Raw genomic sequence first — 13,392 nt, 5'->3', positions numbered from 1 at the left:
CTCTTCCGCCCAGTCTGTGACCTGTGCGCCACACAGACACCGAGCGGAACGGAGTCCCGGATGAGCCACGCCCCCGCCAGACAGCCCAACTTTCTTGAGGCCCTCGCCCGCGATGTCGCGCTGGTGCTCAAGTCTCTTGGAGGTTCGGCCCACCAGAATGTCGTGATCGACTGCGTGGTGGCGCTGAAACGCCAGCGCGGAGAGCCTGTGCCCTACGATCTGCGTCAGGCCGTCGTCGAGGCGTTTGAACGTCACTCCCAGTGGTTCACACGTCCGTTCGGCGAGGGGTCCCTCCGATGGGCCCTCATCGCAGAGCCGGGCTGAGCCGGCGGTGTCACCCTCCGTGCCGTGAGACACGGAAGGTGACAGGCAGGTCCTAGAACCGGCGCACGAAGCTCACGCCGTAGGTGTCGAGCTCACCGTTGTTGTCCCCGGTGAAATCGCGGCGCGTCCAGTCGGCGCGCAGGCCGTTCTGGCCGTCGAGGAAATAGGTCGCACCGGCACCGTAGTTGATGCTCTCGCCATCCTCGCGGGCGCTGAAGCCGGCGACCTCGGCCTTGATCGAGGTGGTGCCGTAGCCGACGCGTCCGAACAGTTCCAGGTTCGGCCTGACGGGCAGGACGCCCACGGCATAGGCTGCCAGATCGTAGTCGTGTTCCACCGAGCCGTTTACGCCGGCGACGGTGATGTCGTCGTCACGCACGCCGATGGAGCCTTCGCCCTCGACCGCGAAGTTCGGGTTCAGGCGCGCCCCGACGCGGCCTGTGATGGCTCCCAGATCGGCGTCTTCGCCATCCAGATGGGTATAGCCGGCCGTCCCGTACCACTGAGGTTGGGAGACGCTCTGCGCCGCGGCGGGCAGGGCGAACATTGAAAGAGCGGCGGTCGCGAGAAGAATGTTACGCATTGTTTCTTTACTTTCCTAGATGCGGGACTGTTGTCCCGGCCCCATCCAGCGAGACATCAAGTATGTAGCCGCCATGACCAATCCAAGGCCTGATTTCTACATGTTGAAAGCTGTGGGTTGGAAAGCACAGACAGCGTTACGGTTGCCGCCTTACTGCCTCATTCCATCGCAGACAGAAGGGCCGCTGCCGTGGCATTCAGCGGCGTTGCAATGCCGAGAGCCTGGCCCTTCCGGGCGATGACTCCGTTCCTCGCGTCCCATTCCATCGGCCGCCCCGCGATACGGTCGGCCAGCAGGGAGTTGACCGAGTCCGCCGGTCCGGCGCGGGACTGGGCCACGATCTGGTCGGGCAGATCGTCGGGGAGTGTCGCGCCCTCGGCCCGCCCGACGGCGAGGCATTCCTGCACAAGGCCGCGCATCAGATCGGCCGCCTCGGGCCGCGAGACGACGCCCGCGGGCTTTCCCGTCAAGGCGCTGACCGCCCCGGCGCAGTTCACGGCCAGCTTGCGCCACGCCACACTGATCCAGTCGTCATCGGTCGAGACTACGAGCGCGGACCCCGGAAACAGGGCGGCGAAGGCCTCGCCGTCCGAACCCGCGGGCGCTTTCAGCCAGCCGTCCCGACGCTGGCGGATCACGCCGGGTGCCGACCGTTCGGCGGGGATTTCCACGACGACGGGCACGATCTGCCCGACCGGCACCCAGGGGGTGAACCGTTCAACGTGCTCGACGCCGTTCTGCAGGACCGCCACCCGCGTGGCGGGTCCGACTAGCCGCGCCAGCCACAGGGCCGTCGCGGCGGCATCGTAGGTCTTGGTCGCGATCAGCACCCAGTCGACCACGCCAGCCTCTGCCGGATCGGTGATCATGGCAGGCCGCGTCTTGATCAGACCCTGTGGCGTGTCGACCCGAAGCGCCAATACAGGCGTCCGTGCGCACAGGGTCAAATCTCCAATCGCCGGACTTCGCGAAAGCCAAGCCGCGACCGTGCCGCCGATGGCACCCGGACCGATGATGGCGATGGAAGGAAGAGAGGACATGCGTGGGCTTAGCCGGTCCGCCCTGTCGCGAGAAGCCGGCCGGATGATCGGGCACGCGGTGGCATGGGGGTCGGCGTCGGCCGACCCCCATACTGTGGCTCAGAGCACGCCGATCATGGAGGCGACCAGCGGGTGCCGGACGATATCGCCCTCCGCCAGTCGGACCACCGAGATCTCCGGCACCGCCTCCAGGCGCTGGGCGATGTCTCCCAGCCCTGACAGCGACGGCAGCAGGTCGGTCTGCCCGGGGTCTCCAGTGACCACCATGGTCGAGTGCCAGCCGAGCCGGGTCAGCAGCATCTTCAGCTGCACATAGGTGCAGTTCTGGGCCTCATCGATGACGATGAAGGCGTTGTTCAGGGTGCGGCCCCGCATATAGCCCACGGGCGCGATCTCGATCAGGCCCTCGGCCATCAGGGCCCCGACCCGCTTCATCGACAGCCGGTCCGACAGGGCGTCGTACAGGGGCCGCAGATAGGGGGCCAGCTTGTCCTCCATGGCACCGGGCAGGAAGCCGATCAATTCGCCGGCCTCGACGGCGGGCCGGCTCAGCACGATGCGCCCCACCTTGCCGGCCTCCAGCGCCTCGACCGCCTTGGCCACCGCCAGATAGGTCTTGCCGGTGCCTGCGGGCCCCAGGGCCACGGTCAGGTTGGAGGTGTCGATGGCGTTCAGCAGCGCCGCCTGGCCTTCGGACTTCGGCTTCAGCGTCTTCAGATAACCTTGCTCGCGATCGTCATTGGATGGATGAGGCGACCACCCGCCATTGCCACTGTGGCTCGGCAGGCGACGCACTTTCGAATCCTCGCCATAGCCGCGGGTGTCGAAGGCGCCGTCACGGCCGGATTGACGCTTCAGGGCTGCACGCTTGGTCATCATTGCCTCACAGGGGTGGGAGACGGCGGCCGGCGGAGCCGGTCGTCGCGGGCATGAAAAAAGGCGATGCTCGGAAAGCATCGCCTCGGGCGAGAACAGGGAGGAGAGGGGAGGCGCAGACGCCACGGCCGGGGTCGGAGATGTATCCCACATCCAGCGGCAAAACCCGCCGCAAACCCGAACGCGTCACTCACGTTCTCCAGGCTATGACCGGACCGGGATTGATCCGGCTTCGAACTCGGGGTCGAAAGGACGACCTCGAATCGCTTCAACAGGATGATGCTAACGTGGTTGACGAAGGGTTAAACCCCTCATCGACTTGAGCATAAGGTGATGTTTCCATGACGATCTATTCGCTGGCGGACAAGAAACCGCAACTTCCACCGCACGGCGAATACTGGATTGCCGACAATGCCGTGGTCGTGGGCGACGTGACCTTGAAGCCGGGTGCCAGCGTCTGGTTCGGCGTCACGATTCGCGGGGACAATGACCCGATCACGATCGGTGAGAACTCGAACATCCAGGACGGCAGCGTCCTGCACTCGGACCCGGGGGAGCCGCTGACGATCGGCCGCGACGTCACCGTCGGGCATATGGCCATGCTTCACAGCTGTATCATCGGCGACAACACCCTGATCGGCATCGGTGCCGTGATCCTCGGACGGGCCGTGATCGGAAAGAACTGTCTGATCGGCGCCAACGCCCTGATCACAGAGGGCAAGGTCATTCCCGACGGGTCGCTGGTGATGGGCCAGCCGGGTAAGGTGGTCCGTCAGCTGGATGAGGGGCAGATCGCCGCCCTTACCGCCTCCGCCGAACACTATGTCCAGAACTGGAGACGCTATGCGCAGGGCCTCGTCCCGATCAGCGAAGGCGACGACGCCGCGGGCTAGGCGATCCGGCGTCCGTCCATGGCCGCGAGGGTGAGCGGCGCGCGTCGGGTCGGGCCAACCCCGATTGAGAGCCGGGCCGAAAAAGCGCGAACCGGCTCTGTTCTGGCGGTTTCGGCAGTCGTCGGCTGATAGAGCCCGACAATGCGGTCAGCGGAACCCCCGGCGCTGCGGAGGGGCGCGATCACGATCTCGAAAGTCCTGCGGGATCCGGACGTTTCGGCCACGATCACCACGGGCCTGGCCTCGCGAAAGGTCTGTGCCACCGCGGCCGTTACGAGGCCGCGACTGTTCGATGTCCAGACGCTCAGCCAGTCCTGGCCGCGCAGGGTCTGGCCGAACAGCGTTTCCAGGCCTGCGCCGGCCAGCCGGAGTGCAGCACCGGACGGTGTCCGGTCAGCGCTGAACAACTGCGGAACCAGTCCCCCGAGCGCCAGCGGCTGCAGCACAACATGGGACGGGATCCGGCCTGCGTCCGGCAGGGCGCTCCAGTGGTCGATCAGCTTTTGCGTGCCGGGATGGAACATGGGTCTCACCTTCGCCGGGGAAGCCGCAAGGCGCAGACCAAAGCCGCTTCCCGCCTTGGCAACGGAAACGAAAGGCTTTGGCTGCAAGTCTGGGCGTTGGAATCGGCCTGATCAGGCCGTCGTCACGATGTTTTCGGGAGCCTGGCGTATGCAGGTGCGGATCAAGACCTGGGTGCCCGCCACCGTCGGTGCTCTCGCCGTCCTCGGCCTGGCCTCGGCTGCCGGTGCCCAGTCGTGTGGTGGAGGCTGCCAGCCGCCCCCGCCGCCCTGCTGCGAGCCCCCGCCGCCGCCGCCGCCGCCACCGCCTCCGCCGGCTTGCTGCGAGCATCCCGGTCCGCCGGATTATCCGCCGGGCGGTGGCGACATCAACATCAACGTCAACGTCAATGCGAACGCCAATGCCAATGCCAGCGCGGCGGCGCGGGCCGGCATCAACGCCCGCGCGGGCGGCTATGGAAACATCCGCGGCAACGGGGGCGGCGGTGCCTACTTTACCGTCGACCAGCCCTATCCGACCGTCATCCAGGGCCTGAACGTCGAGGCCGGTGCCGTGGCGCAGGTCATTCGGGTCCCCTACGAGGCGCGACGTCGCTGGGAGAAGCGTGTCGTCATCCAGGCCTTCTGTATCGATGACCGGAGCGTCCCGCACCCGGCGGCCCAGGTGACGCCGGACCGTGAGATTCACGAAAGCTATGAAGGCGAGTTGTATCGCTGCCTGGCCGGAACCCGGCTTCAGGTGACCTGGGCCGAATGGTCCGGCCAGGTCAGCTTCGACCACGGGGAGTCCTTCTACTGCCAGAAGGGTGAGGCGCTGTGGCGCGACCGCAGCGGGGCCATGACCTGCCGGGTCCAGAAGGCCGAGCGCGATTGCAACGAGCGTTCGTTGCTGCGTCGCTACGGGGCCGGCATCAAGGTGCTCGTCTGGATCCGCGAGGAAATCTACACGGAGTATCGCGAAGAGGTGGTCCAGCAGGCCGGGGCGTCGATCGTCGGTGCAACCATCATGCTGGACGGCGGCGTCGGCGGACGGGTGTTCTGAACAGGGGACAACAGGCCGTTCAGCCCGCAGGCAGGGCGGCCGTCATAGAGTGTCGAGGTCGGTCATCCGACGATCCTGATCAGCCTTTGGCCCCGGAGCATCCGCTCCGGGGCCGTCTTTTTTTACTGGGCCGCGGCGCTGGCGGAGAGGACTGAAGCGCGCCAAGCCTTGTCCGGCACCAGGTAGCGCCTCGCTGCCGTCTGGATGTCGGCCGGGGTGATCGCTTCCAGATCGGTGATCCGGGTGGTGATCTGGGTGATCTCCCCAGCGTCGCTGGCCACGTCCGACAGAACACTCAGCCAGTATTCGTTGCCGGCCTGGCTGCGACGCAGGCGTTCGATCATCGGAGCGCGAGCCCGGGTCAGTTCATCCTCGGTGATCACCGTGTCCCGCAGCGAGGCCGCGAGCGTGTCCACGGCCTGGAAGTAGACCGGCTGGTTCTCCGGCGTGGTCTGGGCGGTCACGGAGATCGAGCCATAGCCCCTGTAGATGTCGGACGCGGAGGCCCCGACGCCCGGGGAATAGGCGAGCGCCTGATTCTCCCGGATCTCCTCCAGCACCCGCAGCTCGAGCACCGCCGCCAGAACGTCCACCAGCCGCAACTCGGTCCGGTCGTCTACCGCGTCCGTCGTCGGCCAGGCGACATAGCCCAGCGCCTGCTCGGCGGGTCCCATATGGGTCAACTGCACCGGCTCCGGCGTGCCGGCCGGGAAGCGGAGAACATCGGCACCCTCGGCCGGTGCGGGGCGAGGTCCGCGAGCGGGCAAGGCGGCCAGCGTCGAACCGACAGCCGCGATGGCCGCCTCCACCGTGACATCACCGACCATGACAACCGAAACAGGCCCCTGCGACAGGCCCTCGGTCAGACCCGCCTTCAACTGATCATTGGTCCAGGCCGCGATCTCCTCCGCCGTGGGCAGGGACTGGCGCGCGTCGCCCGAGGCCAGAAGGCCCGCCGACTGCAGCGCAAAGGCCCCGCCCGGCGTCGCCATCTGCTGGGCGATGATCTGCGGGAACAGCGCCCTGATCTGTTCGAAGGGTGCCGGCCGGACGCCCGGGTCGGTCAGATAGGCCGTCAGGACCTGCATCTCGAGGTCCATATCCTGCGGCCGCGTCGCGCCGGACAGCTGGTAGGCATCCCCGTCGATCGACAGGTTGGCGCTGTAAATTCGGCCGGAGAGCACGCGGTTCAACTCGTCCAGCGTCAGCTTGCCGAGCCCGCCCGCCGTAAACACCAGACCCGACAGCGATCGCGGATCGGCCCGGTCCGTGGGCAGCCCCAGCTCGCCCAGTCCCGTGCGGACGCTGATCAGGATCTGCTCGTCGCGGAAGGCCGTGGGCTTGACCGTGAGCGACGTCCCGTTGGCGAACGTCACCACCGTGGTCCCGAGCTCGGCGATCTCCCGGCGCTCTGTCGGCTCAGCCGGGCTTCCGAACGCGGCATACGGCCATTCCAGCGCCGCCTGGGCCTGCGGGGCGACGACGGCCACGGCCGCCGAGGCCTCGAGCATCGCGGTGACCGCTGCCTCGCCGCCCTCGATCGGCTCCGGCGTCACGACCAGCGCCAGGGGACCCTGGCCCTCAAACGCCGAGGCGACGGCCGCATTGACCGCTTCCGGGGTCAGGCTGGCGACCGTGGCGTTGAACAGCTCCAGATTCGTCTGCGGCGTCGTGAAGACGCGGTCGTCATTGGTCGCGCCCAGCAGGCCGTTGACGAGCGCCGGCGTTGTCCGGGTCGCGGCCGCCGCGACGGCGTTCTCGAGCCGGGTGCGGGTGTCGGTGATCTCGCGGTTCAGCTCGGCCGCCGTCACGCCGTATTGCACCAGCCGACGCTTCTCCTGTTCAATGGTCTCCAGCGCCCGCTGCAGGCCTCCGGGATTGAAGCTGGCGCTGACGCTGCCGATCTGGAGGCTGTCCACCAGATTGCTGCTGCTGCCTCCGGCCCCGATGAAGGGCGGATTGTCGGCCCGCGCCAGCTCCCCGAGGCGGCGGTTCAGGACCGCCAGGCCCAGACCGCGCAGGGTCTGGGACCGGCGCTCGGCCACCGTGTCCGGATCGGTGTCCGGCTCCTGGATCCAGTTCAGCTGGATGGAGGACTGAACCCCGGGCTCAACGAGGATGGCGGTTTCAGGTCCTCGCGGAGCCACGCGCCCGAGGTCCGGCTCCGGGCCGTCCGGGGCGGACGCCTCCCAGCTCTCGAAGGCCCCCCGGATCTTGCCTTCCATCTGGTCGACGTCAAAGTCGCCGACCGCCAGCAGCGTCGCGCGGGACGGGCGGTAATAGGCCTGGTAGAACTCCACGAAGCGCTCGCGCGGCGCTGTCCGGATGACCTCAAGGTCGCCGATCGGCAGGCGGCGGGAAATCCTCTGGCCGGGGGCGAGCAGAGCCAGCTGGGCCTTCAGTGAGCGCAGCGCCGGGGTGTTGCGGGTGCGTTCCTCCCCGACGATGACGTCCCGCTCCGCGTCGATGTCTTCCGGGTCCATCAGGGCCTCGGACACCTGCTCGCGCATGATCCGCAGCGCCGTGTCCACGGTCTCGTCATTGGTCCGGGGCAATTCGAGTTGATAGAAGGTCTGGTCAAAACCGGTCGCGGCATTGGTGTCCGCCCCGAAGGCCAGGCCGAGCCGCTCGAGGATCCGCAGCAGCTCGTTCTCCGGGATGTTGGTCGTCCCGTTGAACGCCATGTGTTCCATGAAGTGGGCCAGGCCCTGCTGGTCGTCGTTCTCCATCAGCGACCCCGCGTCGATCCGCAGGCGCAGGGACGCCTGGCCCGGCGGGGTGGCGTTCCGCAACAGGGCATAGCGCATGCCATTGGGCAGGGTGCCGAAGCGCACGGCAGGGTCGGCGGGGATGTCGCTGGCGACCTGGGCCCAGGGGTCAGAGGGCGCTTCCGCCGCAACCTGGACGGTGACGGCAGGCGTGGCGGCCCAGGCGGTCGTCGACGCCTGTCCGGTGAGCAAAGCCAGTCCGGAGACGGCAGCGAGGAGAAGGCGACGGGAATTGATCATGGATGCTCCGGGCGATCGAAACCGCACCGGGGCTGGCGCGGCGGTCATGAATGGCGATGCGATCCAGCGGCCCCCCGCCGGCTTTCGCAACGCTTGCCAGAGCCAGAGCGCCTGTAAAATAAACTTTACGTCAGCGGCCCGGCCCGGACACGTAGAAGGTGGCACTGTTCCCCGTCGCGCGGGCACTGGTCGCCACCGACCGTCCACTGCCCGCGACCGTCGTTGTGGCGCTGGCCGAGACATTGCCGGAGTTGGTCTGGGTGTTCACCGCGTCAATCTGCCCCTCGCACTCGGCACAGGCGTAACCGATGACCGTATTGCCCGCCGCCTCGGCGGCGACATAGGTATCGTAGCCATTCGTGCCGGCGAAACTGGCCGTGGCCTCGACGCCCCCCGAGTTCACCTGGGCGTTGTCGATCTCGACATACCGGTCGTTGTTCCCGATCGAGACGTCATTGGCCGTCGCGGCCGCCCGGGCGGTCGCTGCCCCGAAATCATAGCTGGTGACGACACCGGTGGCCCGGACCTGTGACAGGTTCGACTGGTCGGTTGTCACCACAACCGAGCCGCCCTGATTGTACAGGATGGCCTGGTTGGCCGTCGCCCGGGCGCGCCCGGCCAGATCCCAGGCGTTTCCGGCATTGGCGCTGGTGGAGGCTGTGACGACATCCCCCGACTGACGCTGGCGCAGGGTCAGGGCCTGCCCCGAGTTGGCCCAGGTGTTGACCGCCACCTGGTTGCCGGTCGACTGGCTGATGAACTCGGCCGTGGCGGGGATGTACTGGGTTTCGGCGAGGGTGTCGGCCCTGACGCCGGCGTCCGAGTTCTGGATCACCACGCCCGAAACGGCCGAACCGGTCGCACCCAGCGCCGCAGCGTTCGCGGTGGCCGTGGTGCTGACGGACGCGCCTCCGATCAGGCGCGGCGCGGGCCCACCGATGGTGGCGGCCGCCGTGACCTCGGTCGGGCCAACCGTCTGGCTGGACTCAATCGAGAGGTCACCGCCATAGGCCGCCGCGCTCAGGTCATTGCCCCGCGCCTCGGTGGTGGCATTCACTGCCCCGTCCGTGTCGCCCGTCAGGGTGATCGCCGTCGTTGCTGCGGCCCTGCCCTGCAGCGTCTGCGAGGAGGTCAGATCCAGCGCCACGCCGTCGACCGAGCCGGACAGCTGGTTGCCCCCGACCGTGTTCGTCACCGGAACCTCGCCGGCCGCGTCCTCGACATTCAGGGTGACCCCCGAAATGACATCCCCCAGCTGAAGCTGCTGGTTCAGAACGCGGGACGGGTCCTGGGCGGCGGCCTCAGTAGCGGCTGCGGCGCACATCGCCATCGCGGCGATCGTGCCAGCGAGACGGATCGGCGCGGGTCTGGCCATTGTTCGTTCCCGTATTGTCATAGGCGGGATAGAAGCCGCCGGTCTGCCCCACGGTGTTCAGGGGGTCGTTGGCGGCGTCGAGACAGACTTCCGGCCCCGGTGCGCCGTACAGGTTGGCCATCATCTCGAGCGTCGCCCGCTCGATCAGGGCCCGCACCGCCAGCTGCACCGGTTCCATCCCGCCCGTGCCGGCCGAGACGTCGAAGACATTGCCATTGAGGAAGTCAAACACCCCGGCCGAGATCTCCCGGCCGACGATCTGCTTCTGGTAGGAAATAACGTCGACCACCTCCAGGGTGGTGGTCTGGACCAGCCTCAGGTCCAGCGCCAGGTTCATCACATAGATCTTGCCCTGGACGAGGCCCGATCCGGGACGATCGCTGTCGGTCTCGCCCACGCCCGCATCGAACCCGGCCGAGCGGATGTTGAAATTCACCTCGGTGATGCCGCCCACCAGATAGAAGTCCGAGCCGGGCACCTGGCCGGCCAGAATCCGCCGGTAGTTGGCGTCTGCGGGGGCGTCCGCGCCCTCATCCCCGATCAGCCGGTTGTTGGCATAGCGAAGCTCCAGCTCGGAGATCGAGGTGTCATAGCGCTCCACGACCCGCGCTCCGGCCTTGCCGAGTGCGCTGACGGCCATCAGGGACGCCCCCTGGGTGATCTGGCGGCCGCCGTCGGAGGAGATGGACCCGGTGTAGTCGCTGATCCGGCCCACGGCCATGCGGGGCGAGGGCAGGCTGTAGCGCCGGGCATAGTCGGCGAGGCAATAGAGCGCCGTCGAATAGGGCGTCGGGTTCGCGGTCACCGGCGCATTGCCGATCGGGCGGGCATAGAGCCCCCCGGGCCCGGCGGCCGGGCTCACACAGGCGGACAGCAGGGCCGCCGCCGTCGCTACGGCCATGCCGGACTTCAGACGCATCTTGAACACCCGGTTCATTCGAACCCTGTCAGGGAGCCGGTCAGGTCCGTCCGGGCGCTGACGTTGCCGGTATTGGTCTGCCGCGAGTTGACGATCACCGTATTGTTGCTGCCCTGGACCACGACATTGAGATTGTTGCCGATGGCGGTCGAGCCCGCGATGGTCGTGCCCTGCGCATTGCCAACTCCGCCTGAATAGGTGTTCGACACGCCGCCCGATTGGCGGCTGTAGGTGGAGGCCCCGGCCTGGATCAGTCCGTCGACGATCAGCCGATTGCCGTTGGCGTCGCGGGTCGAGCCCGTCTGGGCCGTCGCCACCGACTGGCGGGCCCCGCCATAGCCGTTCTGGAATTGGGCGAGGCCGGCGGATCCGGCGCTCTGCGCAACAGCGGACGCCGGCAGGCCGGCGCTGGCCAGTGCGACTGTCAGCAGGAGTCTCGATGTCCTTCTCAGGGGCATTTCGGCCGATCCCACGCAAACAACTCAGCTGGCCGCCGGGCGCGGTCCGCGTGCCAAAATGGGTCAGGGTTATTAAGAAGCGCTTGAGATCGCGGACCGCCTTGCGCATTTGAACAGGATGGAGCCCCCCATCGGCCAATTCGACGGCCACCCCGCCCGGGAACCGATCATCAAGGCACCGCTGCTGGCGGTCCTTCTCGCCGTGTCGATGCCGGCCCTGTATTTCTTTCAGGAGCGGGCCCACGACTATTGGCTCGGCCTCGCGTTTGCGCCCATCGATCTGGCGCAGGGTCGCTTCCGCGGCCTCGTGACCTCCATGCTCGTGCACGGAGGGTGGGTTCACGTCCTGATGAACGCGGTGGCGGCCCTGACCTTCGGCTCGCCGGTGGCCCGGCTGTTTCGGGGCGTTTCCGGCATCGGAGCCTTCTTCCTTCTCTATATAGGCTCCGGAGTGATCGCGACCTTGGGCTACGGTCTGGTTCACGCCGGAAGCAGTGACCCGCTGGTGGGGGCTTCCGGGGCTGTCTTCGGCCTCATCGGGGCGGCCACGCGCCTGCTGGGCGGCCGGGGCCGGGTGCTGCCGCTCAGGGATCGGTCCGTCATGGCTTCGGCAGCGGCCTGGATGGGGGTGAATGCGGCCGTCGGCCTGATCGGATTTGCGCCCGGGGTCGACGGGGCCCGGATCGCCTGGGAGGCGCATGCCTTTGGCTTCCTGTTCGGCATTCTCGCCATCGGGCCGATGGCCCGCCTGTTCGCCCGGCGCGAGGAAGTGTTTGATTCGCTCGACCGTCCGGGTGATCCTCCGGTTTGAAGCGGCCTCCGGTCCTTCGGAGCGATGGCTGTTTCCCATAACAACAGGGAGGAGCGTCGCCGTGCTGGTTTCAGAAATCCTGAAGGACAAGGGGGACGTCGTCTTCAGCGTCGCGCCGGACATCACCCTGGCCGATGTGTGTGGCCGGCTGGAAACCTGCCGGGTCGGAGCCCTGATGGTCTGTGACAACGAACAGGTCGTCGGCGTCATTTCCGAGCGGGACATCGTCCGGTCGATCGCGACCGATGGACAGGCCAGTCTGTCACGCCCGGTCTCCGACTACATGACGCGCGATGTGATCTTTGCGGATCCCGGCGAGAGCGTCGCGACCGTGATGGAGCGCATGACCGATCGGCGCATCCGACATCTGCCCGTGCTGAGGGACGGACAACTCGCGGGCGTCATCTCGATCGGCGATGTCGTGAAGTCCCGCGTCGCCGAGGCCACGCAGGATGCCGAGAGCCTGCGGACCTATATCGCCAGCTGAGCGCGGGGCTTCTGGCCGGCGCAGCCTCATCGCCGTGCGTTGTGAATCGGCGCTTGCGAACTGGATAGACCGTCCGTATACCCCCCGCTCGCTCGGAGACGGGCCGGCTGCGGGGCGCGAAGGACTTCTGTCCGAAGGGTTCCGCAGGGCGGTGAGGAGGTTCAGACCTTCTTGCTTTCTGTGCTGGTTTTGATTAGTCTCCGCGCTTCAATCGAATCGTCGGACGAGAACGAGGGGTGCCTCTGGTGCCCTTGCCGATGATGTTTTGCGGTCCTGGAGCCTGGCTTCGCTGGATTGTGGAATGGCTGAAAAGCCGGGTTGACCGGGGGTTCGGACTTCCTTAGGAAGCCGCCTCCGCCGTCCTTCGGGGTGGTGCTGCGGATTGAGGTTCTTGTTTAAAAAGAGCCACTTGACGCGGAAATCGGAGGCGACTACATCGCCGCCTCCGCCGGTTTTCGGGCCGGTGACGACGTCGAAAGTTCTTCTTGAGGAACTGGTTGACACGGACTTCCGAGGCGACTAAATCCCCGCCTCCGCCGCGACACGGCGCTAAACAGTCGGGCCGGTTCGCTGGTTCCTACGGTCTTTGAAATCGTTGATTTGGAAAGAGAAACGCAGGCGGCGGTGTTCTGGCGATGACCGATTGGTCATACGACGACACTGACACTCTGCGGTCTTTTTGAAAGATACAACCATGTCGGTTCGGGCTTTAGGGTCTGGATCGAAGTGGTTCTCGTCAAGAATACGTAGAACTTATGCCAACCGGTTTTCGGACCGGGGATGCTTAGGTCAGATAGTCAACTCAACCTGAGAGTTTGATCCTGGCTCAGAGCGAACGCTGGCGGCAGGCCTAACACATGCAAGTCGAACGGACCTTTCGGGGTTAGTGGCGGACGGGTGAGTAACACGTGGGAACGTGCCTTTTGGTTCGGAATAGCTCCTGGAAACGGGTGGTAATGCCGAATGTGCCCTTTGGGGGAAAGATTTATCGCCATTAGAGCGGCCCGCGTCTGATTAGCTAGTTGGTGAGGTAAAGGCTCACCAAGGCTACGATC

13 protein-coding genes and 1 rRNA gene (1 of these 14 cut by a window edge) are annotated in these 13,392 nt (G+C 66.7%); 6 read left to right on the top strand and 8 right to left on the bottom strand.

The features are described 5' to 3' along the window. Positions 1-60 precede the first annotated feature (60 nt). Positions 61-324, top strand: a complete 264-nt coding sequence (locus tag SJY26_RS00095; RefSeq protein ID WP_396594149.1) for a hypothetical protein — start codon at positions 61-63, stop codon at positions 322-324. A 52-nt stretch (positions 325-376) separates the two neighbouring features. On the opposite strand, the gene SJY26_RS00090 is transcribed toward SJY26_RS00095, so the two are convergent. The 3 genes from SJY26_RS00090 to SJY26_RS00080 form a co-directional block, all read right to left on the bottom strand. Further along, positions 377-907, bottom strand: coding sequence for a porin family protein (locus tag SJY26_RS00090; RefSeq protein WP_396594148.1), 531 nt, complete (start codon positions 905-907; stop codon positions 377-379). A gap of 158 nt (positions 908-1,065) precedes the next feature. Further along, positions 1,066-1,947, bottom strand: a complete 882-nt coding sequence (locus SJY26_RS00085) for a 2-dehydropantoate 2-reductase (protein WP_396594147.1) — start codon at positions 1,945-1,947, stop codon at positions 1,066-1,068. A 99-nt stretch (positions 1,948-2,046) separates the two neighbouring features. After that, entirely contained in the window at positions 2,047-2,823 is a 777-nt protein-coding gene (locus SJY26_RS00080; RefSeq protein WP_396594146.1) for a PhoH family protein, read from the bottom strand. Positions 2,824-3,164: 341 nt separating this feature from the next. On the opposite strand from SJY26_RS00080, the gene SJY26_RS00075 reads away from it, so the two are divergent. Further along, positions 3,165-3,716, top strand: a complete 552-nt coding sequence (locus tag SJY26_RS00075) for a gamma carbonic anhydrase family protein (protein ID WP_396594145.1) — start codon at positions 3,165-3,167, stop codon at positions 3,714-3,716. Here the strand turns inward: SJY26_RS00075 and SJY26_RS00070 are convergent. Then, positions 3,713-4,240, bottom strand: coding sequence for a PAS domain-containing protein (locus tag SJY26_RS00070; RefSeq protein ID WP_396594144.1), 528 nt, complete (start codon positions 4,238-4,240; stop codon positions 3,713-3,715). The genes SJY26_RS00075 and SJY26_RS00070 overlap by 4 nt on opposite strands. Positions 4,241-4,388: 148 nt before the next feature. Between SJY26_RS00070 and SJY26_RS00065 the strand changes: the two genes are divergently transcribed. Further along, complete coding sequence (locus tag SJY26_RS00065) at positions 4,389-5,279, top strand: hypothetical protein (protein ID WP_396594143.1); 891 nt, start codon at positions 4,389-4,391, stop codon at positions 5,277-5,279. 122 nt (positions 5,280-5,401) lie between these two features. On the opposite strand, the gene SJY26_RS00060 is transcribed toward SJY26_RS00065, so the two are convergent. The 4 genes from SJY26_RS00060 to hfaA form a co-directional block, all read right to left on the bottom strand. After that, positions 5,402-8,287, bottom strand: coding sequence for a M16 family metallopeptidase (locus SJY26_RS00060; RefSeq protein ID WP_396594142.1), 2,886 nt, complete (start codon positions 8,285-8,287; stop codon positions 5,402-5,404). 130 nt (positions 8,288-8,417) lie between these two features. Further along, positions 8,418-9,662 (bottom strand): holdfast anchor protein HfaD, encoded by a 1,245-nt coding sequence (gene hfaD / locus SJY26_RS00055; protein WP_396594141.1) that lies wholly within the window; start codon positions 9,660-9,662, stop codon positions 8,418-8,420. Further along, positions 9,589-10,581: a holdfast anchoring protein HfaB gene (gene hfaB / locus SJY26_RS00050; protein ID WP_396594140.1), complete on the bottom strand. Its 993-nt coding sequence runs from the start codon at positions 10,579-10,581 to the stop codon at positions 9,589-9,591. The genes hfaD and hfaB overlap by 74 nt, the downstream gene beginning before the upstream one ends. Positions 10,582-10,595: 14 nt before the next feature. Beyond that, complete coding sequence (gene hfaA, locus SJY26_RS00045) at positions 10,596-11,039, bottom strand: holdfast anchoring protein HfaA (protein ID WP_396594139.1); 444 nt, start codon at positions 11,037-11,039, stop codon at positions 10,596-10,598. A 118-nt stretch (positions 11,040-11,157) separates the two neighbouring features. Between hfaA and SJY26_RS00040 the strand changes: the two genes are divergently transcribed. The 3 genes from SJY26_RS00040 to SJY26_RS00030 all read left to right on the top strand — a co-directional run. Continuing rightward, positions 11,158-11,850 (top strand): rhomboid family intramembrane serine protease, encoded by a 693-nt coding sequence (locus SJY26_RS00040; protein WP_396594138.1) that lies wholly within the window; start codon positions 11,158-11,160, stop codon positions 11,848-11,850. Between the two features lie 61 nt (positions 11,851-11,911). Further along, complete coding sequence (locus tag SJY26_RS00035) at positions 11,912-12,337, top strand: CBS domain-containing protein (RefSeq protein WP_396594137.1); 426 nt, start codon at positions 11,912-11,914, stop codon at positions 12,335-12,337. A gap of 803 nt (positions 12,338-13,140) precedes the next feature. Next, a 16S ribosomal RNA gene (locus tag SJY26_RS00030) occupies positions 13,141-13,392 on the top strand; it runs 1,209 nt beyond the window's last position.

It is taken from the genome of Brevundimonas sp. R86498, assembly GCF_044598075.1.
GTDB lineage: Bacteria > Pseudomonadota > Alphaproteobacteria > Caulobacterales > Caulobacteraceae > Brevundimonas.
The sequence above is the reverse complement of the archived record's forward strand: the minus strand, read 5'-3'. Positions and strand labels throughout refer to the sequence as shown.

Excerpts from the sequence above, each read along its gene's own strand:
- SJY26_RS00095 (WP_396594149.1), top strand. The coding sequence starts at position 61 with ATGAGCCACGCCCCCGCCAGACAGCCCAACTTTCTTGAGGCCCTCGCC.
- SJY26_RS00090 (WP_396594148.1), bottom strand. The coding sequence starts at position 907 with ATGCGTAACATTCTTCTCGCGACCGCCGCTCTTTCAATGTTCGCCCTG.
- SJY26_RS00085 (WP_396594147.1), bottom strand. The coding sequence starts at position 1,947 with ATGTCCTCTCTTCCTTCCATCGCCATCATCGGTCCGGGTGCCATCGGC.
- SJY26_RS00080 (WP_396594146.1), bottom strand. The coding sequence starts at position 2,823 with ATGACCAAGCGTGCAGCCCTGAAGCGTCAATCCGGCCGTGACGGCGCC.
- SJY26_RS00075 (WP_396594145.1), top strand. The coding sequence starts at position 3,165 with ATGACGATCTATTCGCTGGCGGACAAGAAACCGCAACTTCCACCGCAC.
- SJY26_RS00070 (WP_396594144.1), bottom strand. The coding sequence starts at position 4,240 with ATGTTCCATCCCGGCACGCAAAAGCTGATCGACCACTGGAGCGCCCTG.
- SJY26_RS00065 (WP_396594143.1), top strand. The coding sequence starts at position 4,389 with ATGCAGGTGCGGATCAAGACCTGGGTGCCCGCCACCGTCGGTGCTCTC.
- SJY26_RS00060 (WP_396594142.1), bottom strand. The coding sequence starts at position 8,287 with ATGATCAATTCCCGTCGCCTTCTCCTCGCTGCCGTCTCCGGACTGGCT.
- hfaD (WP_396594141.1), bottom strand. The coding sequence starts at position 9,662 with ATGGCCAGACCCGCGCCGATCCGTCTCGCTGGCACGATCGCCGCGATG.
- hfaB (WP_396594140.1), bottom strand. The coding sequence starts at position 10,581 with ATGCGTCTGAAGTCCGGCATGGCCGTAGCGACGGCGGCGGCCCTGCTG.
- hfaA (WP_396594139.1), bottom strand. The coding sequence starts at position 11,039 with ATGCCCCTGAGAAGGACATCGAGACTCCTGCTGACAGTCGCACTGGCC.
- SJY26_RS00040 (WP_396594138.1), top strand. The coding sequence starts at position 11,158 with ATGGAGCCCCCCATCGGCCAATTCGACGGCCACCCCGCCCGGGAACCG.